Source organism: Pseudomonas sp. HMSC066A08 (genome assembly GCF_001813025.1).
Classification (GTDB): Bacteria; Pseudomonadota; Gammaproteobacteria; order Pseudomonadales; family Pseudomonadaceae; genus Pseudomonas; species Pseudomonas aeruginosa.
Genome location: NZ_KV811371.1, coordinates 164,675 through 187,093, shown reverse-complemented (window position 1 = coordinate 187,093; position 22,419 = coordinate 164,675). Strand labels below are relative to the sequence as shown.

The window sequence follows — 22,419 nt, the reverse complement described above, 5'->3', positions numbered from 1 at the left end:
CCCCATGACAACCGACCTCGACCACCGCCTCGACCTCGCCGGGCAGATCCTCTGCCTGCTGCGCGAGCATCCCGAGGGGCTTTCCGAATACCAGTTGATCCAGTTGCTGAAGGCCCGCCATTCGACGCACATCCCCCATCGCGAACTGGCCGACAAGCTGGTGCTGTTCCGCACCCATTTCCTGCTGTTCAACGCGCTCTACCACCTGCGCGACCACCTCTGGGCAGAGCGCGAGGCACACCTGGAGATCAGCCCGCTGAGCCTGCGCCTACGTCCTTACGTGGACGGCACGCAGGCGCTGGAACAGGGCGACCCGCTGCGCGACTACTACCTTGACCTTCGCCACCTGGGGCAGACCAGCGAGGCCGACGTGGAGCGGCTGTTGCAGAGTTTCTGGACGCGCATGCAGGGCAGCGAGGAAAAGGCCGCCGCCCTCGCCCTGTTCGAGCTGGAAGGCGCGATCGACTATCCCGCCATCAAGCTGCGCTACCGGCAACTGGTCAGCCAGCACCATCCCGACCGCGGCGGCAGCACCGCGCGCCTGCAATCGATCAACAAGGCGATGGAAATACTGCAACGCTATTACAGCCGGCCGTGAAACTTCGATTTGCTCTAACCCCGCGAGCGACGAGGGGTCGGGCCGTTCCTATACTGCGACATAAGGTCGCATAGGTCGGCCGAGCACCGGGTGGCGCTGTCCATGCGCGCCCGGCGCTTCGCTGGGGGGCGACCACATAAGAACGAGGAGGAAACGGCATGATCCATCATGTATGGGGGCTCTTCACCCATCCCGATCAGGAGTGGCAGGAAATCCGTGGCGAAGAAGAAAGCATCAGCCACATGTACCTGACCCACATCCTGATCCTGGCTGCCATTCCGGCGATTTCCGCCTATATCGGCACGACCCAGGTCGGCTGGGTGGTCGGCGGTGGCGATCCGGTCAAGCTGACCCAGGCCAGCGCGTTGCAGATGACGGTTCTCACCTACCTGGCGATGCTCGCCGGGGTGGCGGTGATGGGCGCGTTCATCCACTGGATGGCGCGGACCTACGACGCCAATCCGAGCCTGACCCAGTGCATCGTGTTCGCCGCCTACAACGCCACGCCGCTGTTCATAGCCGGGCTGGCGGCGCTGTATCCGCACCTCTGGCTGGGAATGATCGTCGGGGTGGCGGCGATCAGCTACACGGTCTACCTGCTCTACGTGGGGATCCCCACCTTCATGAACATCCACAAGGACGAAGGCTTCCTGTTCTCCAGCTCGGTGCTGGCGGTGGGCCTGGTGGTGCTGGTGGCGATGATCGCCCTGTCGGTGATCCTCTGGGGCAGCGGGGTCGGCCCGGAATACACCAACTGACGCCCAGCGAACGCATCGTACGACCGGGCCGCGGGCAACCGCCGCCCGGTTTTTTCTTGGCCGCCGCCGCGCTTGCCTGATCCTGCACCCCGGACGAGCGGTCGTCCCGACGCCTGCGCCCGCCCTCCCGTCTCCGGCATAATCGCCCGCTGCTGGAGTCTTCCCGAATGCCCGAACACCTCAACGCCCGCGTCGAGGCCTGCTATCGGCAGGCCGAACACTTCTTCCAACGCAGCTTCCCCCGCCCGACCGTCAGCTTCCGCCTGCGCGGCCAGAAAGCCGGGGTCGCCCACCTCGACGAGAACCTGCTGCGCTTCAATCCCCAGCTGTACCGCGAGAACCGCGAGCACTTCCTGGAACAGACCGTGGCCCACGAAGTCGCGCACCTGATCGCGCACCAGTTGTTCGGCCCGCGCATCCGCCCCCACGGCGAGGAGTGGCAGTTGATCATGCGCGGCATCTACGGCCTGCCGCCGGACCGCTGCCACACCTACGCGGTCAAGCGCCGCGCCACCACCCGCTACCTGTACCGCTGCCATTGCCCGGAGCACAACGACTTCCCGTTCTCCCCGCAACGCCACAACCTGGTGGCCAAGGGGCGCCGCTACTACTGCCGGCGCTGCAAGGCGACCCTGGTGTTCACCGGCGAAGTGTTCCGCGAGTGACTCAGGCGATGGCCCCGGCCGCCTTCAGCTCGGCGATCCGCTCGGCGGAGTAGCCCAGGCCTTCGAGGACAGCCACGGTATCGGCACCGAGCGCCGCGCCGATGTGGCGAGGCGCCGGCAGGCCGGCGGAGAACTTGATCGGACAGGCCATCTGCGCCTGGCTGCCGCCGTCCGCCAGCGGCACCCGGGCGACCAGCCCGCGCGCCTGCAACTGCGGGTGTTCCAGCGCCTCGGAGAGCGGCAGCATCGGCTCCACGCAGGCATCCAGGTCGGCGAACACCGCCTGCCATTCGGCGAAGTCGCGTTTCTCGAACTCCATCTCGATCTCGCGCTTCAGCGCCCGCTGCTCTTCAGGCTTCGGCGACAGGCCGCGGGCGGCCAGTTCCGGGCGGCCGATGGCGGCGCAGAACTGCTGCATGAACTGCGGTTCCAGGCTGCCCACCGAGAACCAGCGGCCATCGCGGGTGCGGTAGTAGTCGTAGAAGCTGCCGCCGTTCAGCGCCAGCGCCTCCATCTCCGGCTCGACCCCGGCCGCGAGATAGCCGGCGCCGGCCATGCCGTTCAGGCTGAAGGCGCAGTCGGTCATGCTGATGTCGACGAACTGCCCCTCGCCGGTCTGCTGCCGGTGGATGACCGCCGCCAGCAGGCCCATCACGCCATGCAGCGAACCGCCGGCGAGGTCCGCCAGTTGCACCCCCAGCGGCAACGGGCCACGCTCGCGGCGCCCGGTGTAGCTGGCGACGCCGGCCAGCGCCAGGTAGTTGATGTCATGCCCGGCGCGCTCGCGGTACGGCCCGGTCTGGCCGTAGCCGGTGATGGCCACGTAGATCAGCCGCGGGTTCGCCGCCTTCAGCGCCTCGTAGCCGACGCCGAGCTTGTCCATCACCCCCGGACGGAACTGTTCGAGGACGATGTCGTATTCGCGCACCAGTTCCAGCACCACCTCGCGTGCGCCCTGCCGCTTCAGGTCGAGGCCGATGGAACGCTTGTTGCGGTTCAGGTAGGCATGGCTGGCCGAGGTGCCGTCGACGTGCGGCGGCAGCACCCGCACCAGGTCCATGCGCCCGAGCGACTCCACGCGCAGCACGTCGGCCCCCATGTCGGCCAGCAGCAGCGAGGCGAACGGCCCCGGCAGCAGGGTCGAGAAATCCAGCACTTTCAACGATGACAACGGGCCTTTCATGCTCCCTCCTCCGGGTCGCCGGGCATTGGTCGGGATCGCCTGCCGAGCAGCCTATCCGCCCGCCGCGCGGCGCGACATGGCCGTGGCGTCAGAGCTTCATGCCGCGGCTGATGATCTCTTTCATGATCTCCGAGGTACCGGCGAAGATCCGCTGGATGCGGGCGTTGGCGTACATCCTGCAGATCGGATACTCCCACATGTAGCCCCAGCCGCCATGCAGTTGCACGCCTTCGTCGACCACCTTGCCCAGCAGCTCGGTGGTGAACAGCTTGGCTTCGGCGGCGACCTCCGGGGTCAGCTTCTTCTGGTTGTGGTCCATCACGCAGCGGTCGGTGAAGACCTGCGCCACGTCGATCTGGGTGCGCATTTCGGCGAGCTTGAAGCGGGTGTTCTGGAAGTGCGCCACCGGCCGGCCGAAGGCCTGGCGCTCCTTCACGTAGTCGATGGTCGCCTGCAACGCCGCCTCGGCCCCGGCCACCGCGCCGCAGGCGTTGGTCAGGCGCTCCTGGGCGAGCATGTTCATCAGGTAGAAGAAGCCGCCCTTGGCGTCGCCCAGCAGGTTTTCCTTCGGCACCCGCACATTGTTGAAGAACAGTTCGGCGGTGTCCTGGCTCTTCATGCCGAGCTTCTTCAGGTTGCGCCCGCGCTCGAAGCCTTCCATGCCGCGCTCCACCAGGAACAGGCCCATGGCGTGCTTGTTCGCCGGATCGGTCTTCGCCGCGACTATCACCAGGTCGGCCAGCAGGCCGTTGGAGATGAACACCTTGGAGCCGTTGAGCAGCCAGTGGTCGCCCTTGTCCACCGCGGTGCTGCGCATGCCGGCCAGGTCGGAGCCGGCGGACGGCTCGGTCATGGCCACGGCGAGGATGGTCTCGCCACGGACGATCCCCGGCAACAGGCGGGCCTTCTGCTCGGCGCTACCGTATTCGGCGATGTACGGCCCGCACAACGCCGAGTGCAGCGGGATCATGAAGCCCGGCTCGTTGATCCGCGCCAGCTCCTCGCACATGATCTGCTCGTAGCGGAAGTCCTTGAGCCCGGCGCCGCCGTACTCCTCATCCGCCCAGGGCAGCAGGAAGCCCATCTCACCCGCCTTCCTCCAGACAGCGCGGTCGACCACCCCGGCCTCTTCCCAGGCGTCCTGGTGCGGCGCCACCTCCTTGTCGAGAAAGGCGCGAAAGGCGTCGCGGAACAGGTTGTGTTCGGTCTCGAAGATCTGCCGTTGCATGTACGGGGAACTCCCTGCGGTCAGTGGTTCCGCAGGGTAGGCGGCGCCGGCCGGCACCCTCAATGACGCGACCGCTCAGGCTCGGTTGACCGAATCGGTCAGCTACCAGTCCATGCTCGCCGGCTGTACGCCCGGGTGGGACGGGAACAGCGGCAGCACCTCCTCGGCCAGTTCCTGGATGACTTCCGCTGCCGGCCTGGCGGAGAACTGGATGCCCAGGGCGGCGTGGTTGACGCCCGCCGCGCGCCATTCGCCGAGCAGCTCGATCAGGCCGTTGCGCCCGGTGCGCAAGACGTAGCCGCCGTGCAACGGCGTACGCGGATACGCCGGGTCGTCCACCAGGTCCAGCCATTCGTTGGTCATGTGCGGGCGGAACCCGCCGTCCGCGATGGACATCCTCCAGGCGCGGATCTTCCCAGCCAGGCGACGTGGCCCGGACGCATTGACAGTCGACTCCGGATAGGTCAGCCAGCCATCCGCCTGGCGTGCCAGCCAGTCCGCCGGCTGTCGCGCGGAGCCGGTGACGACCAGCGGGATGGCGCCGGCCGGCGGACGCGGCAACAGTTCGGCGTCGTCCAGCGTACCGAGCGGCGAGGCGACGTGCCGGCAGCCGTGCAGCAGTTGGCGCAGGTAGTCCAGCCCCTGGGCGAACCGCTCGCCGCGCTGCGCATGCTCCAACCCGTAGGCGGGGAACTCCACCGGCCGGTCGCCGGAGGCGAGGCCCAGCACCAGGCGTCCGCCGGACAATCGGTCGACGCTCGCCGCGGCCTTGGCCAGGTCGACCGGTTGGCGCAGGGAAAGCACCGCGCTGCCGGTGGCCAGGGCGATACGGCGGGTCCGCGCGGCCAGATAGCCAAGGTAGGTGAACGGGTCGAACACTTGTCCGGCATCGCCGAAGCGCGGGTCGAACAGCGCTACGTCGCGTACCCAGACGGCGGCGAATCCCAGTCGATCGATTTCTTCGACCAGCCGCGCCTGGCCCAGCAGCACCCTCATGTCACCCTGGTAGAAACGCAACGGCAGGAACAGGCCCAGGGTCAGCGCGTCTGCGGCGAACATGCGCCGATAGCCAGGGTGCCCGACGAAGGCCGGCGCCGAGGCGCCTTGCAGCAGGGCGCTCATGGACCCACCGCCGGTTCCGGCAGGACGATCCCGCGCTGCACCGCCGGCCGCAGGGCCATGCGCCGGTGCCAGTCGTCCAGGTGGCGATAATGGCTGAAGTCGAAGTCGACGATCCGCGCCGTATGGGTCCAGCCGAAGGTGGCGATATCGGCGATGGAGTATTGCTCACCGGCCAGCCAGGGCCGTCCGGCCAGGCGCTGGTCGAGGGTGGCGAAAACCTCCTCGGAGAGCCGCCGATAGCGTTCGATGGCCGGCGGGTACCGCTCTTCGGCGAAGATCTCGAAATGCACGCGCTGGCCGAGGATGGGCCCCATGCTGGAAGCATGGAAAGTCAGCCAGGTCAGGGCCTCCCAGCGTTCCCGGGGGGCGTCGGGAAGCAACCGCCCACTGGTCTCCGCCAGGTACTGCAGGATCGCCGCCGACTCGAACAGGGTGATGCCGGCGGCCCGGTCTACCAGCACCGGTATCCGGCCATGTGGATTCAGGCGCAGGAATTCCGGGCGGCGTTGCTCGCCATGGTCGATGCGAACGTGGTGCAGTGCGTAGGGCAGCCCCAGTTCCTCGAGGGCGATGGTGATCTTGAATCCGTTGGGTGAACTGTCGCTGTAGAGCTGGAGGGAAGGCATGGCAAGTATCCTTGCAGCGCTGGACTATCCGGCGCCCGGGCGATGGGGGCGGCGCCGACCGTGGAAACCGCCTCGGCCGCTTCCCGCACACCGAAGAAAGCAGCTAGGCTAAAGTCTCTCGTTTCGCCACACATGCTGAGGCCCAGGCCGGCGGATGAAAAACGATCCTTTCTACAACCTGTTTATAGAAAAACTGAATTCATGGGTGCCGTCCTCCCGCTCCTCGCGCTACGCGCTTTCGTCGAAACCGCCCGCCATGGCAATCTCACCCGCGCGGCCGCGGCCATGGGCGTCACTCCCGGCGCGGTAAGCCAGCAGCTAAGGGCTCTGCAGGCACGCACCGGCGTCGTCCTGTTCCAGCGCTTCAGCCATGGCATGCGCCTGACGCCGGAGGGCGAGCAGGTCTATCCCGGCCTCCGCCAGGCCTTCGAGCAGATCACCGCGAGCCTTGCCCAGCTGGAGGCGATCAATGCCCGCCAGACCCTCACGGTCAGCACCGAGCCCTCCTTCGCCGCCACCTGGCTGGTGCCGCGCCTCGGTCAATTCAGCGCGTCGCACCCGCAGGTGGAAGTCCGCGTGGAGGCTACGGCACTGCTCGCCGACCTGCGCCGGGAACGAATCGATGTCGCCATCCGCCACGGGCTCGGCGACTACCCCGGACTCGACGTGCAGGCGCTGATGGCCCCGCCGCTGATCCCGGTGGCCAGCCCGCGCCTGCTGGCGGAAGGCCCTGAGATCCGCGAAGCTATCGATTGCCTGGCCTACCCGCTGTTGCAGGAGTCGGAGCGCAACGACTGGCGCCTGTGGCTGCGGGCGATGGGGGCGGAGGACGACCCGCGCAGCGAGAGAGGTCCGGCTTTCGCCGACGACCTGCTGCTGGTTCGCGCCGCCGAGGCCGGCCAGGGTATCGCGCTGGTACGTGAGATCCATGCCCGCACAGAGATCGCCAGCGGCCGCCTGGCGGTCGCCCTCGAGCGGCCCTGGCCGAGCCGCTTCGCCTATTACGCGGTGAGCCTGCCAGGAGCGGCGCAACGAGCGCCCCTCTCGCTGTTCCTCGCCTGGCTGCGCGAGCAGGCCGCCGCCGAGGCATAAAAAAACCCGCCACGAGGGCGGGTTCGAAGGGCGGCAGGGAGCTCTTCACTTCCCCCTGCCGAACAGGTTTGAGCTTAGACCGCTTCGCGGCCGCCCACCGGAATATCGCTGGCAGGCGACGAAGCGTTGCCCTCGCCGGCCAGTTCGCGCTGCAAGGTGCCTTCGTCGAGCTGCTTGCACCACTTGGAAACCACTACCGTGGCCACGCCGTTGCCGACCAGGTTGGTCAGCGCGCGGGCTTCGGACATGAAGCGGTCGATGCCGAGGATCAGCGCCAGGCCGGCGACCGGCAGGTGGCCGACGGCGGAAAGGGTCGCGGCGAGCACGATGAAGCCGCTGCCGGTGACGCCGGCGGCGCCCTTGGAAGCGATCAGCAGCACCAGCAGCAGGGTGATCTGGTGGGTGATGTCCATCGGCGTATCGGTGGCCTGGGCGATGAACACCGCGGCCATGGTCAGGTAGATCGAGGTGCCGTCGAGGTTGAAGGAGTAACCGGTGGGGATCACCAGGCCGACCACCGACTTGTTGCAGCCGAGCTTTTCCATCTTGTCGATCATCCGCGGCAGGGCCGACTCGGAAGACGAGGTGCCCAGCACGATCAGCAGTTCCTCGCGGATGTACTTGATGAAGCGCAGGATGCTGAAGCCGTGGGCGCGGGCAATGCCGCCGAGGACGATGAGCACGAACAGGATGCAGGTGATGTAGAAGCACAGCATCAGCTGGCCGAGCTGCACCAGCGAACCCACGCCGTAAGCGCCGATGGTGAAGGCCATGGCGCCGAACGCGCCGATCGGGGCGACCTTCATGATCACGTTGATGATGTTGAACATCACATGGGAGACGCGCTCGATGAACTCGAACACCGGCTTGCCGTAGCTGCCCAGGCGATGCAGGGCGTAGCCGAAGAGCACGGAGAAGAACAGGACCTGGAGGATGTCGCCGTTGGCGAACGCGCCGACCACGGTGCCGGGGATCACGTTCATCAGGAAGTCGACGGTGCTCTGCTTCTCGCCGGCAGCGGCGTAGGCGGCGATCTTGCTGGTGTCGAGGGTGTTCGGGTCGACGTGCATGCCGGCGCCCGGCTGGACCACGTTGACCACTACCAGGCCGATGATCAGGGCCACGGTGGAGACGACCTCGAAGTACAGCAGCGCCATGCCGCCGGTCTTGCCGACCGACTTCATGCTCTGCATGCCGGCGATGCCGGTGACCACGGTGCAGAAGATGATCGGCGCGATGGCCATCTTGATCAGTTTGACGAAGCCGTCGCCGAACGGCTTCATCGCCACCGCCGTTTCCGGGTACCAGTGGCCGAGCGCGATACCGATGGCGATGGCGACCAGAACCTGCACGTACAGGCTCTTGTAGAAGGGTTGTTTGGTCATGGGCAGAGTCCTCACGGGGGCGCTTCGCCAGTTCCCTGGAACGCGCTCACCGGTAGCGTTACCCCCCTTGCTGGGGAGATTTTTTGTCGTGAACCGCCGCGGCGGAACCTTGCCCAGGCATTGCAGAGGCTGTGCCAGGATGCTCTTTCTCTAAATAAAATCCTTATAAATCAATAAATTAAATAATAAATGAAAATTGCATAGCGGGCTAAGCGTGGCGGATTACCGCCCGGCGGGCCGGCTGTGCTGCGCGAGCATGGCGGGAGTCCGCCACCACCCTTGTCGTCTACCGGGCGGCGCCCTACCATCGCCGTTCCAACAACAAGGACGCCGCCATGCGTGAGCGCACCATCGCCAGCCATTTCGTCCGCGCCGCGTTGCGCGGGGCCACGCGCCAAGGCCTGGACGGCCCCGCCCTGCTGCGTCGCGCCGGTATCCAGCCGGCCCTGCTGGACGAACCGCGGGCACGCATCGCGCCGGAGCAGTTCACCCGCCTGATGCAGTTGCTCTGGGAAGTGCTGGACGACGAATACATGGGCTTCGGCGAAGTCCGCAGCAAGCGCGGCACCTTCGCCATGATGTGCCACACCCTGATTCATTGCCGGACCCTGGAAAAGGCCCTGCAGCGCGGCGAACTGTTCTACGGCCTGTTCCCCCAGGCGCCGCTGATCCACCTGCGGCGCGACGGCGACCTGGTGCGCCTGTGCCTCGAGGAAAGCCACCTGTCGGACCCGGATCACTTCCTCGCCGAAAGCCTGCTGGTGATCTGGCACCGCCTCGCCAGTTGGCTGATCGGCCAGCGCATCCGCCTGGAGGAAGCCACCTTCAGCTACCCGGCGCCGGACCACCAGGCCGAGTACGACCTGCTGTTTCCCTGCCCCCGGCGGTTTTCCGCCGGCTGCACCAGCCTGCTGTTCGCCGCCCGCTACCTGGGCATGCCGCTGCTGCAGGACGAACGCACCCTCAAGCAGTTCCTCCAGCACTCTCCCGCCGACCTGCTGGCGCGCCCGGACGGCGGCGACAGCCTGACCAGCCAGATCCGCCGCCTGCTCGGCCGCGACTGCCGGCACTGGCCGGACCTCGACCAGGTCGCCCGCCAACTGCACATGAGTTCGCAGACCCTGCGACGCCACCTGCGCGATGAAGGCGGCAGCTTCCAGCAACTCAAGGACCACCTGCGCCGCGACCTGGCGATCTACCACCTGGGTCGGGACGAGCTGTCGATCCAGGACATCGCCGAGCAGCTCGGCTTTTCCGAGCCCTCGGCCTTCCATCGCGCGTTCAAGAAGTGGACCGGCCTCACCCCCGGCGCGTACCGGCACCAGGCGGAAGCCTGAAGCTCAGCCCAGCTCCTGGCGACGAAGCCCGCTGCGCAACTGGTCGAGCACCGTGGCGAACGGCTGCGGCCGACCGACCGCGTAGCCCTGGGCGAAATCCACCCCGAGGCGCGCCAGGTGATCGAGGATTTCCCGGCTCTCGACGAACTCGGCCACGGTCACCGCGCCCAGGCGGTGGGCGATCTGGTTGATGGAGTCGACGATGGCCTGGTCCACCGGGCTCTTGTCCAGGTTGCGGACGAAGCTGCCGTCGATCTTGATCACGTCGACGACGAAATTCTTCAGGTAATTGAAGGAACTCAGGCCGGAGCCGAAGTCGTCCAGCGCCACCTTGCAGCCGAGGTCACGCAGCTTGGCGACGATCCGCGAAGCCACCGACAACTGGTTCATCAACGCCGTCTCGGTCAGCTCGAAGTACAGGCGCTCCGGCCTCAGCGGCGAGTGTTCGATGCGATCCAGCAGGTAAGGCAGGAACAGCGGGTCGTTGAGCGAGTTGCCGGACAGGTTGATGCCGATGCTCAGGCCCTCCACCGCGGCGATCCGCGCGCCGAAGTTGATCAGCGCCTCGTTGATCACCCAGCGGTCGATGCTGGCCATCAGGTTGAAGCGCTCGGCGGCCGGGATGAAGGCGCCCGGCGGAGTCATCTGGCCATCCGGATCGTACAGTCGCAGCAGCAGCTCGTAGTGCCGGTCACCGTCGCGGCGGGGGCCGACCGGCACGATCTCCTGCGCCTGCAACTGGAAGCGGTCGTTCTCCAGGGCCTCGCGCAGCCCGCTGGCGAGGAGTATGTCGCGGTGCTGGCGCTCCACTTCCTCATGGCCGAACTGGTACACCGAAACCCGGTTGCGCCCGGCATGCTTGGCCGCGTAGCAGGCCACGTCGGCCTGGCTCATCAGTTCGCTGGTGCTGCGCGAGGTGGCGGTAAGGGCGGTGATGCCGATGCTCGCGCCCACGTCGTAGAGCCGCCCTTCCCAGGGGAAGCGCACCGAGCAGATCTGCTCGATGAGCTTGCTCGCCACCTGCTCCGCCTCCGCCAGGTCGCAATCGAACAGCAGCAGGCCGAACTCGTCGCCGCCCAGCCGCGCCAGGGTGTCGGAGGCGCGGGTACGGTCGGCGAGAATCCGGCTCAGCTCGCGCAGCAGCATGTCGCCCGCCGCGTGCCCGGCGGAATCGTTGACCACCTTGAAGCGGTCGAGGTCGATGAAGCACAGCGCATGCTGGGTCGCCCGCTCCTGGGCGTTGGCCAGGGCGCGTTGCAGCTCCTCCTCGAACTTGGTGCGGTTGAACAGCCCGGTGAGGGCATCGTGGGAGGCGTGATAGCTCAGCTCGCGCTGCATCGCCCGGGCCTTGGTGACGTTCTGGAACACCAGCACGGTGCCGATGATCTCGCCATCGCGGGTGCGCACCGGCGCCGCGCAATTCTGGATATCGTGCTGCTCGCCCTTGCGGCTGATCAGCGTGGCGCCGTCCTCCAGGTAGAACACCCGGGTGTTCTGCAGGCAGCGTCGCACCGGGCTTTCCAGGGCCTCGCCGGTGTCGCTGTCGAGCACGTTGAAGACCAGTTCGTGGGGCGCACCGATGGCGTCCTGCAGGGTCCAGCCGGTCATCGCCTCGGCCACCGGGTTCATGAAGGTCACGCGGCCGCCGGCGTCGGTGGTCAACACGGCATCGCCGATGGAATACAGGGTCACCTGCAGGCGTTCCTTTTCCTCGTGCAGGGTTTCCGCCAGGGTCCGGATCTCGGTGATGTCGCTGTTGATGCCGATCATCCGCACCGGACGGTTGTCCTCGTCGCGCGTCAGCGTGGCGATCGCCCGCAGGTGGCGAACCTCGCGGTTGGGGCGGACGATACGGAACTCGCAGTCGAATTTCTGCAACCCGCTGACGGCGCGCTCCAGCTCGCGCAGCACGCGGTCGTGATCCTCGGCATGCAGGGTCGCCTTCCACTGCTCCACCGTGGTCTCCCCGGGACCGCTGCGGATGCCGTACAGGTCGAACATGCGGAAATCCCAGTGCAGGCGGTTGCGCGCCAGGTCCCACTCCCAGATGCCGATCTGCCCGGCGTCGGTGGCCAGCTTGATCCGTTCGGCGAGGCGCTCGCGCTCCAGCTCGGCACGTTTGCGACTGTCGATATCCTCCACCTGGGTGACGAAGTACTGGGCGACTCCCTCCTCGTCGCGCACCAGCGACACGCTGATGCGCGCCCAGAAGGTTTCGCCGTCCTGGCGCAGGTAGCGCTTCTCCATCTGGTAGGAGTTGATACGCCCGGCGAGCAGGTCGCGCACCAGGTCGAGGTCCAGTTCCAGGTCGTCCGCATAGGTGATCTCCTGGAACGACAGCTCGCCCAGGCGTTCGGCGGAATAGCCGAGCATCCGGCACAGCGCCTCGTTGACCTTGAACAGCCGCCCCTCCAGCGACACCAGGGCCATGCCGATCGCCGAGAATTCCATGGCGCCGCGGAACTGCGCCTCGCCGATGGCCACCTGGTGCTGCTCGCGGCGGCTGCGCTCCATGATCACCGAGACCAGGAAGGCGGGAATGAGGGTCAAGGCCATCGGCAGGTACAGCAGCGGCTCGCCGAAACGCTGCTGGGACGACTCCGGGACGAACACGCCGAGGGCGATCAGCACGGCGATGAAACAGGTGTTCAGGCAGCCGATCAGCGCGGTGCCGAACACGCTGGTGCTGGCGGCGGCCACCAGCAGCGGCAGGAGCACGTAGATGAAGGCGTAGGGCAGGCGAGTCAGGGCCACGAAGCTGATCACCAGGGTCACCAGCAGGAGCATCGCGTTGTCCACTCCCGCCCGCCCCGACAGACCGTGACGCCAGGCCGCCAGGTTGCTGGCCATGCACAACGGCAGCAGCGCGAGCATGCCCATCGCATCGCCCACGTACCAGCGCGCCCACATCTCCGGCAAACGCCCCATGCCGAAGACGCTGACCAGCACCGCGCCCACCGGGGCGCCGAGCAAGGGCGGGATCAGCGCGCCAGCCCAGAGCACGCGAACCGCCGAATGCAGGTTGAATTCGAAGTCCTCGCACACCCGGTTGATGCGTAACAGCATCGCGGCGAAGATCGCTTCGCTCAGGTTGGCCGGCAGGAACGCCGCGCTCATCCACAGGCTGTCGCCATACAGGCGGTTGGCCGCCAGGTTGGCCACGGCGGAGCAGAGCAGGATCGCCGGCCACTGGCGCAGCGGCGCGCGCAGCAGGGCGGCGGTGAGGATCGCGTTGGGCAGCCAGATCGCAGCGATGGTGGCAGGCTGGCGCGACAGGTAGATGCAGGCCAGGGCGGCGAGGAAGAACAGCACACCGGCCTGGATGCCCGCCCACAAGCCCCTGTCGTCGGTTTTGCCACTGAACATCCGCTCGAATCCCCGGTACCTGCGTCAAAGGAACTGCGCCAGCCGAACAGACTTCAGCGTAGCGCGGAAACACCTCAGACGTAGGTAACGGCCGCCAAGTCTCAGACTGTAGCGAAACGTATGCGGAAGCAGGCGCCGCCCAGCTCGGAATCGTCCAGGCTCAGTTCACCGTCGTAGCTCTCGATGATGTCCAGCGCCACGGCCAGGCCGATGCCCTGCCCCGGGTGCTGGGTATCGGCGCGCTCGCCGCGGCGGATGATTCGTGCGCGCTGTTCGGCAGGCACCCCGGGACCGTCGTCCTCGACCCACAGCTCCGAGTACCCCGGCCCCAGCCGGGCGCCCACGCGGACCCGGCCCAGGCACAGGCGATAGGCGTTCTCCAGCAGGTTGCCGAGCAGTTCCAGCAACGCGCCGCGCTCCACCGGCACGCTGAAGGACGGCGAGAAGTCCCGCTGCAGGCTTACCCGCTTGTCGCGATAGACCTTGTCCAGCGCGTCGCACAGGGTCTCCACCAGCGGCGCCAATTGCTCGCGATGGCGTACCAGGCCGCTCTTGCGCAGGCTGGCGCGCTGCAACTGATAGCCTATCTGCTGGCTCATGCGCTCGATCTGGCCCTGTAGCACCCGCACCTGCTCGCGGTTGCCGGGCTCCTCGGCGAGCTGGTCGCCGACCCCCTGCAAGACCGCCAGCGGCGTCTTCAGGCTGTGCGCCAGGTCGCCGAGGGAGTGGCGGTAGCGCTCGCGCTGCTTGTGCTCGCTGCGCAACAGGCGGTTCAGCGAGTGGGTCAGGCGCAGCAGCTCGCGCGGATGCTCCTCGCTCAGGCTCTCGCGCTCGCCGGATTCGATCTGGTCCAGCTCGGAACTCAACCCGCGCATCGCCCGGAAGCCCCAGGTCAGGCCCAGCCAGAGCAGCCCGAGCAAGACCAGCAGGGCGCCGCCGAGCCACAGGTAGAGCTGCTCGCGGAACCCCTTGAGCAGGCTCTCGAACTCGCTGACCGATTGCATGGTGACGATGCTGTAGGCCGCCTGCTTGCCGCGCAGCAGGTCGATCTCGACGTCGAACACGAAGAACTCCTCGCCCTTCGCGTCGCGGGTGGTGTGGAATTCGTTGCCGCGGCCGTCGTAGCGCGGCGTGTAGTTGATCGACTCGTCGGCCGCCGAGGTGGAGCGCCAGAGCAGATCGCCATTCTGGTCGTAGATATAGCCGAGGACCTTGGCCTCCGGCAGGTTGAACTCCTCCACCGGCAGGTGCTCGGGCATCACCAGGCGGCCCTTCTCCACCCGCGCCGCCGAGACCAGGGTCGCCACGTCGGCGGCCAGGCGCTGCTCGATGGTGTTCTCCAGGGCGATGCCGAAGGCACGCTGCAGGGCCGGCAGCAGCGCCAGCATGAACAGCACCGCCAGGGCGGCGGCGCCGAGCATCAGGCGGATGCGCAGGGAACGGATCACCGGCAGCGCTCGGTGAACAGGTAGCCCTGGCCGCGCACCGTATCGATCGGCTTGAAGCCGCCGCAGGCCTCCAGCTTGCGCCGCAGGCGGCCGACCAGCACCTCGATGACGTTGGCGTCGCGCTCCTCGTCGTCGGGATAGAGCTGCTCCATCAGGCGCTCCTTGGCCACCACCTGCTGGTGATGCCGCATGAGGTATTCGAGGATGCGGTATTCGTAGGCGGTCAGCGCCACCGGTTGCTCCTCGACCAGCGCCTGCTTGCGGTTCAGGTCGAGGACCAGGGGGCCGGCCTCGATGGTCGACTGGACGAACCCCGAGGAGCGTCGCAGCAGCGCGTTCAGGCGCGCTTCCAGTTCCTCGAACTGGAACGGCTTGACCACGTAGTCGTCGGCCCCGGCGGCCAGGCCTTCGACCTTGTCCTGCCAGTTGCCGCGGGCGGTGAGGATCAGGATCGGGAAGGACTTGCCCTGCGAACGCAGCTCGCGGATCAGGTCCAGGCCGCTCATGCCCGGCAGGCCGAGGTCGATCACCGCCAGGTCGTGGTGGTATTCGCTGACCCGGTAGAGGGCTTCCTCGGCATCCGGTACCGCGTCCACCACGTGCCCCTGTTCACCCAGGCGGGTATAGAGGTGGTGGCGCAACAGCGCCTCGTCTTCCACTACCAGCAGTTTCATGAGGTTCCTCCGGATGAGATGCGGCCGGACCTTCCGGCCCGGCCATCGAAGCATGCCCTCGCGGGCGCTGCGCGGTCATTTAGAACTTGTAGTTGGCGCCCAGGTAGAATTGCGAGCTGCTGTGCAGGTCCAGGGAGCCCAGCTTGTTGCCGCCATGCGGGGTCATCTCGGTGCTGGCGTTGGTGCGCAGGTAACGATAGCCGCCTTCGATCGAGGCATTCTTGCTCAGCTCCTGGAGGATACCGGCCTGCAGCCCGGCAGCGTAGCCGACATCGCTGTCGCGCTTGAAGCCCTTGCCGTCCTGTTCCAGCTTGACCAGGCCGAGGGTGGCACCGCCGAACAGCTTGGTGTTGTTGTCGCCGATCGGCAGGAAGGCGTCGTAGCTGCCGAGCAGGTTCTGCTGGCGCAGCTTGTTGCCGCTGCTGGTATCGGAGATGTTCTCGTAGGTCGCGTAGTAGCGGCCCTGCTCGAACTGCTGGCCGGCGCGGATGCCCCAGGTGCCGGTGTTGTCGATCACCTTGTCGAGATTCGGGCTGTTCAGGTTGCGGTTCAGCGACTTGGACTTCTGGATGTTGTTGCTGGTCTCGCCCCAGGTCAGGCCGACGAAGTTGTCGGCGGCCTGGACGCCGGCGGCGGAACCCAGCAGGGCGGTGGCGATGAAGAGAGTCTTGAGTGCTTTCATGGTGTTTCTCCGTTCTGCGAGAGTCGTGTCGTTCACGGCTTGCAGAGTACGGACAGGGTACTGAACCGCCCCTGAACGCTTGCTGAACCCGGGCTGAACGACTCGCGTTTGCCGGCGAACGCTCTGTTTCCAGGCTGCCAAGCGCCGGCTCGGCGAGGTTTTTGCCCGTACTGCAAGTAGGGTCTAGGCTTCCTACAGTCGCCTGCACAGAGGCTGGGCCAATGAACGAACAACCCGACCAGGGACGCGTCAAGGGCATGGAAGCCAGGCTCTTCCTGTTTCTCGTGATCTGCCTGTTCCCGCTGCTGTCCGTCGCACTGGTCGGCAGCTTCGGTTTCTGCGTCTGGATGTACCAGCTACTGGCCGGCCCGCCCGGGCCGCCGGCCTGAGGTCGGGTATGAGCAGTCGCCGAGAGCTGTTCCGCCGCCTCGGCGGGCACCCGCCGACGCGCCGCCCGCCGTGGACCGCCGCCGACTTCGCCGAAGGCTGCACAGGCTGCGCCGCCTGCGTCGAGGCCTGCCCGGAAGGCGTGCTACGGATCGGCGCCGGGCGACTCGCCGAACTCGACCTCTCCAGCGCTGGCTGCACGCTGTGCGGGGAATGCGCCAGCCGCTGCGAGGCCGGCCTGTTCGATGGCACCCGCCCGGCCTTCCCCTGGATCGCCGCGATCGGCGAAGCCTGCCTGGCCCTGGCCGGGATCCACTGCCGCAGTTGCCAGGACGCCTGCGAACCCGCCGCGATCCGCTTCCGCCCGGCCCCCGGCGGCGTCGCCCTGGCCGAGCTGGACAGCCAGCGCTGCAACGGCTGCGGCGCCTGCCTGGCGCCCTGTCCGAGCCAGGCCATCCAACTGCGCGCGCTATCCACCAAGGAGTCTCCACGACATGCCTGAAGCCCTGCAGATCGCCAGCCTCATCCTGCATTGCCGACCCGAGCGACTGCCGGCGGTGAAGGCCAACCTGGCGCTGCTCGACGGCCTGGAGATCTACCAGGAAAGCCCGCAGGGCAAGCTGATCCTGGTGCTGGAAGCCGAACGCGAAGAACAGATTCTCGACACCCTGGGCCAGTTGCAGAACCTGCCAGGAGTGCTCAACGCCGTGCTGGTCTACCACGAGATCCTGCACGACGACGATAGTAACGACGCGGCGGCCATGACCGACCGCGCGATACCGTGCTCGCCCGAGGAGACAATCGATGAACCTCACCCGTCGTGAATTCGCCAAGGCCAACGCCGCCGCCATCGCCGCGGCGGCGGCCGGCCTGCCGATCCTGGTCCGCGCCAGCAACCTGGTGACCGAGGCGGACGTCACCAGCCTGGCCTGGAACAAGGCACCCTGCCGCTTCTGCGGCACCGGTTGCAGCGTGATGGTCGCCACCCGCGACGGCCAGGTAGTGGCCACCCACGGCGACATCAAGGCCGAGGTCAATCGCGGGATCAACTGCGTGAAGGGCTACTTCCTGTCGAAGATCATGTACGGCAGCGACCGCCTGACCCGCCCGCTGCTGCGCATGAAGGACGGCAAGTTCGACAAGCAGGGCGAGTTCCAGCCGATCAGCTGGGAGCAGGCCTTCGACATCATGGCCGAGAAATTCAAGGCCGCGCTCAAGGCCAAGGGACCGGAGTCGGTCGGCATGTTCGGCTCCGGCCAATGGACGGTCTGGGAAGGCTATGCGGCGAACAAGCTGTTCAAGGCCGGCCTGCGCAGCAACAACATCGACCCCAACGCCCGCCACTGCATGGCCTCGGCGGTGATGGGCTTCATGCGCAGCTTCGGCATGGACGAGCCGATGGGCTGCTACGACGATATCGAGGCCACCGACAGCTTCGTCCTCTGGGGCTCGAACATGGCCGAGATGCATCCGGTGCTCTGGTCGCGGGTCACCGACCGCCGGCTCAGCGCGCCGCAGGTCAAGGTCGCGGTGCTGTCCACCTTCGAGCACCGCAGCTTCGAGCTGGCCGACCTGCCCATGGTGTTCAAGCCGCAGACCGACCTGATCATCCTCAACTACATCGCCAACCACATCATCGAGAGCGGCGCGGTGAACCGCGACTTCGTCGAGCGCCACGTGCGCTTCGCCCATGGCGCCGAGGACATCGGCTACGGCCTGCGCCCGGACGACCCGCTGGAGAAGAAGGCGAAGAACGCCGACAAGGCCAACACCTGGAGCGACATCGACTTCAAGGCCTTCGCCGAGTTCGTCAAGCCCTATACCCTGGAGCGCACCGCGCGCGAAAGCGGCGTGCCGGCCGAGCGGCTGAAGGCCCTCGCCGAACTCTACGCCGACCCCAAGCGCAAGGTGGTGTCGTTCTGGACCATGGGCTTCAACCAGCACACCCGAGGGGTCTGGGCGAACAACCTGATCTACAACATCCACCTGCTCACCGGGAAGATCAGCGAACCGGGCAACAGCCCCTTCTCGCTCACCGGCCAGCCCTCGGCCTGCGGCACCGCGCGCGAGGTCGGCACCTTCTCCCACCGGCTCCCCGCCGACCTGGTGGTGACCAACCCGAAGCACCGGGAAACCGCGGAGAAGATCTGGAAGGTGCCGGCCGGCACCATCCAGGAGAAGGTCGGCTTCCACGCCGTGCAGCAGAGCCGGATGCTCAAGGACGGCGTGCTCAACGTCTACTGGACCCAGGTCAGCAACAACATGCAGGCCGGTCCCAACGTAATGCAGGAAGTGCTGCCCGGTTGGCGCAACCCGGACAACTTCGTGATCGTCTCCGACGTCTACCCCACCGTCTCGGCCCAGGCCGCCGACCTGATCCTGCCCAGCGCCATGTGGGTGGAGAAGGAAGGCGCCTTCGGCAATGCCGAGCGCCGCACGCAGTTCTGGCACCAGTTGGTGAAGGCACCGGGCGAGGCGAAGTCCGACCTCTGGCAACTGGTGGAATTCTCCAAGCGCTTCACCACCGACGAGGTCTGGCCCGCCGAACTGCTGGCGAAGGCCCCCGAGCTGAAGGGCAAGAGCCTCTACGACGTGCTGTTCCGCAACGGCCAGGTCGACCGCTTCCCGGCCAGCGACCTGGCCAAGGGCTACGCCAACGACGAGGTCGACGCATTCGGCTTCTATATCCAGAAGGGCCTGTTCGAGGAATACGCCGCCTTCGGTCGCGGCCACGGCCACGACCTCGCCCCCTTCGACGCCTACCACGAGGCGCGCGGCCTGCGCTGGCCGGTGGTGGACGGCAAGGAGACCCGCTGGCGCTACCGCGAGGGCTACGACCCCTACGTGAGCAAGGGCAGCGGCGTGCAGTTCTATGGCTATCCGGACAAGAAGGCGATCGTCTTCGCCCTGCCCTACGAACCGCCGGCCGAGGCGCCGGACCAGGACTACCCGTTCTGGCTCGCCACCGGCCGGGTGCTCGAACACTGGCACACCGGGAGCATGACCGCGCGGGTCCCGGAGCTGTACAAGGCGGTGCCCGACGCGCTGGTCTACATGCACCCTGAGGATGCGCGCCAGCTCAAGCTGCGCCGCGGCAGCGAGGTCAAGGTGGTGAGCCGGCGCGGCGAGATCCGCGCGCGGGTCGAGACCCGCGGGCGCAACAAGCCGCCCCAGGGGCTGGTGTTCGTGCCGTTCTTCGACGCCAACAAGCTGATCAACAAGGTCACCCTGGACGCCACCGACCCGATTTCCAAGCAGACCGACTACAAGAAGTGCGCCGTTCGCATCGAACTGCTCAACCTGGCCTGAGGAGCGCGCCATGAAACCTCTGCTGACTGCCCTGCTCCTCGTCCTGCTCGGCGCCCCCGCGGCCTTCGCCGCCGACCTCGGCTACCCGCTGGACGCGCCCGCCCCCGACGGCCGCCGCCCCGGCGGCACGCTGGCCGAAAGCCGCCCCGCGCCGCCGCTGGCGGCCGAGGAAAACAAGGACCTGAAACGCGAGCGCAACTACCCCGAGCAGCCGCCGACCATTCCCCACAGCATCGTCGGCTATCGCATCGACAAGGACAGCAACAAGTGCCTGTCCTGCCACAGCCGCGCCAACAGCGCGCGAACCCAGGCGGTGATGATCAGCATCACCCACTACATGGACCGCGACGGCCAGCCGCTGGCCGCCGTCTCGCCGCGCCGCTACTTCTGCGTGCAGTGCCATGTGCCACAACAGGACGTAAAGCCGCTGGTCGACAACCGCTTCGAGAACATCGACCAGATCCTCGAGAAAGAAGCCGCCAATGCGGCGCGCAAACCCTGAGGGAGGCCGCATGAAAGCACTCATCGCCTGGCTGGCCGGTTACTGGCGGGTCCTGCGTCGTCCCAGCGTGCATTTCAGCCTGGGCTTCCTCACCCTCGGCGGCTTCATCGCCGGGATCGTCTTCTGGGGCGGCTTCAACACCGCCCTGGAGGCGACCAACACCGAGACCTTCTGCATTTCCTGCCACGAGATGCGCGACAACGTGTTCGTCGAACTCAAGGACACCATCCACTACAGCAACCGTTCCGGAGTCCGCGCCACCTGTCCCGACTGCCACGTGCCGCACAAGTGGACCGACAAGATCGCGCGCAAGATGCAGGCCTCCAAGGAGGTCTGGGGCAAGATCTTCGGCACCATCAACACCCGCGAGAAATTCCTCGATCACCGCCGCGAGCTGGCCGAGCACGAATGGGCACGGCTCAAGGCCAACGATTCGCTGGAATGCCGCAACTGCCACAACTTCGAGTTCATGGACTTCACCCGGCAGAGCGTGCGCGCGCGGCAGATGCACTCCACCGCCCTGGCCAGCGGCGAAGCCACCTGCATCGACTGCCACAAGGGGATCGCCCACCACCTGCCGGACATGACCGGGGTGAAGGGCTGGTAGCGCCGCCCGCGGACCGGGCGGCGCTAGGGGATCAGGGCTGGGCGCCCTTCAGCGCCTCGAGGATCTTGCGCCCGGCGCGACCGTCGGCCGGGGTCAGGCCGAGGCGCTTCTGCTCGGCCTGGATCGCCTTGCGCGTGCTGGTGCCGATCAGCCCGTCGGCCTCGCCGATGTCGTAGCCGCGCGCCAGCAACGCCTTCTGCAATTGCTTGCGCTCGAGCCGGCTGATGCCCGGGTCGTCGGTCGGCCAGGACGCCACCAGGCCGCTGCCGCCGCGCAGGCGGTCGGAAAGCAGGGCGATGGCCAGCGCGTAGCTTTCCGCGGCGTTGTAGGAATAGATCGCATCGTAGTTGCGATAGACCAGGAAGGCCGGGCCCTGGGCCCCGGTCGGCAGGAGAATCGCAGCCTTCTCGTCGCCGCCCGGCAGCGGCTGGCCGTCGACCCGCTTCACCCCACGGGCGACCCAGGCCGACAGCGGCTGGCGCTTGCCGCGCCCGGCCAGGCTGGCGGGGAAGTCGGCCGGCACCTTCACTTCATAGCCCCACGGCTGCCCCGTGCGCCAGCCAGCCTTCTTCAGGTAGTTGGCGGTGGAACCGAGGGCATCCGGCACGCTGCCTACCAGGTCGCGGCGACCGTCGCCGTCGAAGTCCACGGCGATCCGCGCGTAGGTCGATGGCATGAACTGGGTATGGCCGAAGGCCCCGGCCCAGGAGCCGGTGATGCCGGCGTCGCGGATGTCGCCGGCCTGCAACAGCTTCAGGGTGGCGAGGAACTCGCCCTGGAAGAACGACTGGCGGCGCCCGTAGCAGGACAGGGTCGACAGCGAGGTCAGCAGCGGACGCTTGCCGAAGATTCGCCCGTAGTCGCTTTCCACGCCCCACACCGCCACCACCGTGTACTTGTCCACGCCGTAGCGCGCGGCCACCTGGTCGAGCAGCTTGTCGTGCTGGGCGAGCATCGCCTTGCCATCGCTGACCCGCTGCTCGTCCACCAGACCGGCCAGGTAGTCCCACAGCGGGGTGGTGAACTCCGGCTGCGCATCGAGCAGGTCGAGCACGCTGAGGTCGGCCTGCAGGCCGCTGGTGAAGCGCGCATAGCTGTCGGCGGAAATGCCCTGCGCCTGGGCCTTCTTCTGCAGGCCGGCGAGACAGGAAGGGAAGGTCGAGGCGTCGGGTTGCGCCAGGGCCAGGGCGGGTAGCAGGGCCAGCGAGGAGAGCAGAAGACTGCGCATGGGGTTTCCTTGTACGGTGAACGGTCATCCATGGCACCGGCGGGCTTCCCCCGGCGCCGAAGGCCTGGTGGCCTGTACGGTTGACTCGCTGTTCGGCGTTCGACTGGTCGAGTCAGCCACACGGGCCACTAGCCTACCGTCCCGCCGGATGCGGCGCCATCTCCGCCCTGAAAGGCGGGTGAAACCTTGCTCGGGCAGACTGGTGGCGGAATACGCATGCCG

The 22,419-nt window shown here is 67.2% G+C and carries 21 protein-coding genes; 11 read left to right on the top strand and 10 right to left on the bottom strand.

Features of this window, described 5'->3' with window-relative positions; all coding sequences use genetic code 11:
• Window positions 1-4 precede the first annotated feature (4 nt).
• The 3 genes from HMPREF2886_RS29380 (at window position 5) to HMPREF2886_RS29370 (ending at window position 2,021) form a co-directional block, all read left to right on the top strand.
• Complete coding sequence (locus HMPREF2886_RS29380; RefSeq protein ID WP_033969221.1) at window positions 5-598, top strand: DNA-J related domain-containing protein; 594 nt, start codon at window positions 5-7, stop codon at window positions 596-598.
• A 158-nt stretch (window positions 599-756) separates the two neighbouring features.
• Complete coding sequence (locus tag HMPREF2886_RS29375) at window positions 757-1,356, top strand: Yip1 family protein (protein ID WP_015503312.1); 600 nt, start codon at window positions 757-759, stop codon at window positions 1,354-1,356.
• 167 nt (window positions 1,357-1,523) lie between these two features.
• Window positions 1,524-2,021: a SprT family zinc-dependent metalloprotease gene (locus HMPREF2886_RS29370; RefSeq protein WP_033969224.1), complete on the top strand. Its 498-nt coding sequence runs from the start codon at window positions 1,524-1,526 to the stop codon at window positions 2,019-2,021.
• A gap of 1 nt (window position 2,022) precedes the next feature.
• Here the strand turns inward: HMPREF2886_RS29370 and HMPREF2886_RS29365 are convergent, their stop codons facing one another.
• The 4 genes from HMPREF2886_RS29365 to HMPREF2886_RS29350 all read right to left on the bottom strand — a co-directional run bounded on the left by HMPREF2886_RS29365 (window position 2,023) and on the right by HMPREF2886_RS29350 (window position 6,180).
• Complete coding sequence (locus HMPREF2886_RS29365; protein WP_070748891.1) at window positions 2,023-3,204, bottom strand: CaiB/BaiF CoA transferase family protein; 1,182 nt, start codon at window positions 3,202-3,204, stop codon at window positions 2,023-2,025.
• Window positions 3,205-3,292: 88 nt separating this feature from the next.
• The gene (locus HMPREF2886_RS29360) at window positions 3,293-4,432 is read right to left on the bottom strand and encodes an acyl-CoA dehydrogenase family protein (protein ID WP_070748889.1); all 1,140 of its coding nucleotides are present in this window, start codon (window positions 4,430-4,432) and stop codon (window positions 3,293-3,295) included.
• Between the two features lie 102 nt (window positions 4,433-4,534).
• Complete coding sequence (locus tag HMPREF2886_RS29355) at window positions 4,535-5,554, bottom strand: LLM class oxidoreductase (protein ID WP_070748887.1); 1,020 nt, start codon at window positions 5,552-5,554, stop codon at window positions 4,535-4,537.
• Window positions 5,551-6,180, bottom strand: a complete 630-nt coding sequence (locus HMPREF2886_RS29350; protein WP_003140525.1) for a glutathione S-transferase family protein — start codon at window positions 6,178-6,180, stop codon at window positions 5,551-5,553. Before HMPREF2886_RS29350 ends, HMPREF2886_RS29355 begins: the two co-directional genes overlap by 4 nt.
• A gap of 201 nt (window positions 6,181-6,381) precedes the next feature.
• Between HMPREF2886_RS29350 and HMPREF2886_RS29345 the strand changes: the two genes are divergently transcribed.
• Complete coding sequence (locus HMPREF2886_RS29345; protein ID WP_033969234.1) at window positions 6,382-7,272, top strand: LysR substrate-binding domain-containing protein; 891 nt, start codon at window positions 6,382-6,384, stop codon at window positions 7,270-7,272.
• Window positions 7,273-7,346: 74 nt separating this feature from the next.
• On the opposite strand, the gene dctA is transcribed toward HMPREF2886_RS29345, so the two are convergent.
• The gene (dctA, locus tag HMPREF2886_RS29340; RefSeq protein WP_003133810.1) at window positions 7,347-8,657 is read right to left on the bottom strand and encodes a C4-dicarboxylate transporter DctC; all 1,311 of its coding nucleotides are present in this window, start codon (window positions 8,655-8,657) and stop codon (window positions 7,347-7,349) included.
• Between the two features lie 335 nt (window positions 8,658-8,992).
• On the opposite strand from dctA, the gene HMPREF2886_RS29335 reads away from it, so the two are divergent.
• Window positions 8,993-9,994, top strand: coding sequence for an AraC family transcriptional regulator (locus HMPREF2886_RS29335; protein WP_070748885.1), 1,002 nt, complete (start codon window positions 8,993-8,995; stop codon window positions 9,992-9,994).
• A gap of 3 nt (window positions 9,995-9,997) precedes the next feature.
• On the opposite strand, the gene HMPREF2886_RS29330 is transcribed toward HMPREF2886_RS29335, so the two are convergent.
• The 4 genes from HMPREF2886_RS29330 to HMPREF2886_RS29315 all read right to left on the bottom strand — a co-directional run bounded on the left by HMPREF2886_RS29330 (window position 9,998) and on the right by HMPREF2886_RS29315 (window position 16,164).
• Window positions 9,998-13,360: a diguanylate cyclase gene (locus tag HMPREF2886_RS29330; RefSeq protein WP_070748883.1), complete on the bottom strand. Its 3,363-nt coding sequence runs from the start codon at window positions 13,358-13,360 to the stop codon at window positions 9,998-10,000.
• A gap of 101 nt (window positions 13,361-13,461) precedes the next feature.
• Window positions 13,462-14,808 (bottom strand): two-component system sensor histidine kinase PhoQ, encoded by a 1,347-nt coding sequence (phoQ, locus tag HMPREF2886_RS29325; protein WP_003082438.1) that lies wholly within the window; start codon window positions 14,806-14,808, stop codon window positions 13,462-13,464.
• Window positions 14,805-15,482, bottom strand: coding sequence for a two-component system response regulator PhoP (phoP, locus tag HMPREF2886_RS29320; RefSeq protein WP_003082436.1), 678 nt, complete (start codon window positions 15,480-15,482; stop codon window positions 14,805-14,807). Before phoP ends, phoQ begins: the two co-directional genes overlap by 4 nt.
• A 79-nt stretch (window positions 15,483-15,561) precedes the next feature.
• Window positions 15,562-16,164, bottom strand: a complete 603-nt coding sequence (locus HMPREF2886_RS29315; protein ID WP_003082431.1) for an outer membrane protein — start codon at window positions 16,162-16,164, stop codon at window positions 15,562-15,564.
• 221 nt (window positions 16,165-16,385) lie between these two features.
• Between HMPREF2886_RS29315 and napE the strand changes: the two genes are divergently transcribed.
• Genes napE through HMPREF2886_RS29285 form a run of 6 tightly spaced genes read left to right on the top strand, consistent with a single transcriptional unit; the run spans window position 16,386 to window position 20,969 of the window.
• On the top strand, window positions 16,386-16,553 hold the full coding sequence (napE, locus tag HMPREF2886_RS29310) for a periplasmic nitrate reductase, NapE protein (protein WP_033969237.1): 168 nt from the start codon (window positions 16,386-16,388) through the stop codon (window positions 16,551-16,553).
• A gap of 8 nt (window positions 16,554-16,561) precedes the next feature.
• Window positions 16,562-17,053 (top strand): ferredoxin-type protein NapF, encoded by a 492-nt coding sequence (napF, locus tag HMPREF2886_RS29305; protein ID WP_058177965.1) that lies wholly within the window; start codon window positions 16,562-16,564, stop codon window positions 17,051-17,053.
• A complete protein-coding gene (locus HMPREF2886_RS29300) occupies window positions 17,046-17,375 on the top strand; it encodes a chaperone NapD (RefSeq protein ID WP_003082422.1) in 330 nt (109 codons plus the stop codon). The genes napF and HMPREF2886_RS29300 overlap by 8 nt, the downstream gene beginning before the upstream one ends.
• Window positions 17,356-19,860, top strand: a complete 2,505-nt coding sequence (gene napA / locus HMPREF2886_RS29295) for a nitrate reductase catalytic subunit NapA (protein ID WP_033969246.1) — start codon at window positions 17,356-17,358, stop codon at window positions 19,858-19,860. The genes HMPREF2886_RS29300 and napA overlap by 20 nt, the downstream gene beginning before the upstream one ends.
• A 10-nt stretch (window positions 19,861-19,870) precedes the next feature.
• On the top strand, window positions 19,871-20,362 hold the full coding sequence (locus HMPREF2886_RS29290) for a nitrate reductase cytochrome c-type subunit (RefSeq protein WP_003082414.1): 492 nt from the start codon (window positions 19,871-19,873) through the stop codon (window positions 20,360-20,362).
• A gap of 10 nt (window positions 20,363-20,372) precedes the next feature.
• On the top strand, window positions 20,373-20,969 hold the full coding sequence (locus HMPREF2886_RS29285) for a cytochrome c3 family protein (protein WP_003082412.1): 597 nt from the start codon (window positions 20,373-20,375) through the stop codon (window positions 20,967-20,969).
• A gap of 31 nt (window positions 20,970-21,000) precedes the next feature.
• Here the strand turns inward: HMPREF2886_RS29285 and HMPREF2886_RS29280 are convergent, their stop codons facing one another.
• Window positions 21,001-22,197 (bottom strand): lytic murein transglycosylase, encoded by a 1,197-nt coding sequence (locus tag HMPREF2886_RS29280; protein WP_033969249.1) that lies wholly within the window; start codon window positions 22,195-22,197, stop codon window positions 21,001-21,003.
• Between the last annotated feature and the right edge of the window lie 222 nt (window positions 22,198-22,419).

Excerpts from the sequence above, each read along its gene's own strand:
- HMPREF2886_RS29380 (WP_033969221.1), top strand. The coding sequence starts at position 5 with ATGACAACCGACCTCGACCACCGCCTCGACCTCGCCGGGCAGATCCTC.
- HMPREF2886_RS29375 (WP_015503312.1), top strand. The coding sequence starts at position 757 with ATGATCCATCATGTATGGGGGCTCTTCACCCATCCCGATCAGGAGTGG.
- HMPREF2886_RS29370 (WP_033969224.1), top strand. The coding sequence starts at position 1,524 with ATGCCCGAACACCTCAACGCCCGCGTCGAGGCCTGCTATCGGCAGGCC.
- HMPREF2886_RS29365 (WP_070748891.1), bottom strand. The coding sequence starts at position 3,204 with ATGAAAGGCCCGTTGTCATCGTTGAAAGTGCTGGATTTCTCGACCCTG.
- HMPREF2886_RS29360 (WP_070748889.1), bottom strand. The coding sequence starts at position 4,432 with ATGCAACGGCAGATCTTCGAGACCGAACACAACCTGTTCCGCGACGCC.
- HMPREF2886_RS29355 (WP_070748887.1), bottom strand. The coding sequence starts at position 5,554 with ATGAGCGCCCTGCTGCAAGGCGCCTCGGCGCCGGCCTTCGTCGGGCAC.
- HMPREF2886_RS29350 (WP_003140525.1), bottom strand. The coding sequence starts at position 6,180 with ATGCCTTCCCTCCAGCTCTACAGCGACAGTTCACCCAACGGATTCAAG.
- HMPREF2886_RS29345 (WP_033969234.1), top strand. The coding sequence starts at position 6,382 with ATGGGTGCCGTCCTCCCGCTCCTCGCGCTACGCGCTTTCGTCGAAACC.
- dctA (WP_003133810.1), bottom strand. The coding sequence starts at position 8,657 with ATGACCAAACAACCCTTCTACAAGAGCCTGTACGTGCAGGTTCTGGTC.
- HMPREF2886_RS29335 (WP_070748885.1), top strand. The coding sequence starts at position 8,993 with ATGCGTGAGCGCACCATCGCCAGCCATTTCGTCCGCGCCGCGTTGCGC.
- HMPREF2886_RS29330 (WP_070748883.1), bottom strand. The coding sequence starts at position 13,360 with ATGTTCAGTGGCAAAACCGACGACAGGGGCTTGTGGGCGGGCATCCAG.
- phoP (WP_003082436.1), bottom strand. The coding sequence starts at position 15,482 with ATGAAACTGCTGGTAGTGGAAGACGAGGCGCTGTTGCGCCACCACCTC.
- HMPREF2886_RS29315 (WP_003082431.1), bottom strand. The coding sequence starts at position 16,164 with ATGAAAGCACTCAAGACTCTCTTCATCGCCACCGCCCTGCTGGGTTCC.
- napE (WP_033969237.1), top strand. The coding sequence starts at position 16,386 with ATGAACGAACAACCCGACCAGGGACGCGTCAAGGGCATGGAAGCCAGG.
- napF (WP_058177965.1), top strand. The coding sequence starts at position 16,562 with ATGAGCAGTCGCCGAGAGCTGTTCCGCCGCCTCGGCGGGCACCCGCCG.
- HMPREF2886_RS29300 (WP_003082422.1), top strand. The coding sequence starts at position 17,046 with ATGCCTGAAGCCCTGCAGATCGCCAGCCTCATCCTGCATTGCCGACCC.
- napA (WP_033969246.1), top strand. The coding sequence starts at position 17,356 with ATGAACCTCACCCGTCGTGAATTCGCCAAGGCCAACGCCGCCGCCATC.
- HMPREF2886_RS29290 (WP_003082414.1), top strand. The coding sequence starts at position 19,871 with ATGAAACCTCTGCTGACTGCCCTGCTCCTCGTCCTGCTCGGCGCCCCC.
- HMPREF2886_RS29285 (WP_003082412.1), top strand. The coding sequence starts at position 20,373 with ATGAAAGCACTCATCGCCTGGCTGGCCGGTTACTGGCGGGTCCTGCGT.
- HMPREF2886_RS29280 (WP_033969249.1), bottom strand. The coding sequence starts at position 22,197 with ATGCGCAGTCTTCTGCTCTCCTCGCTGGCCCTGCTACCCGCCCTGGCC.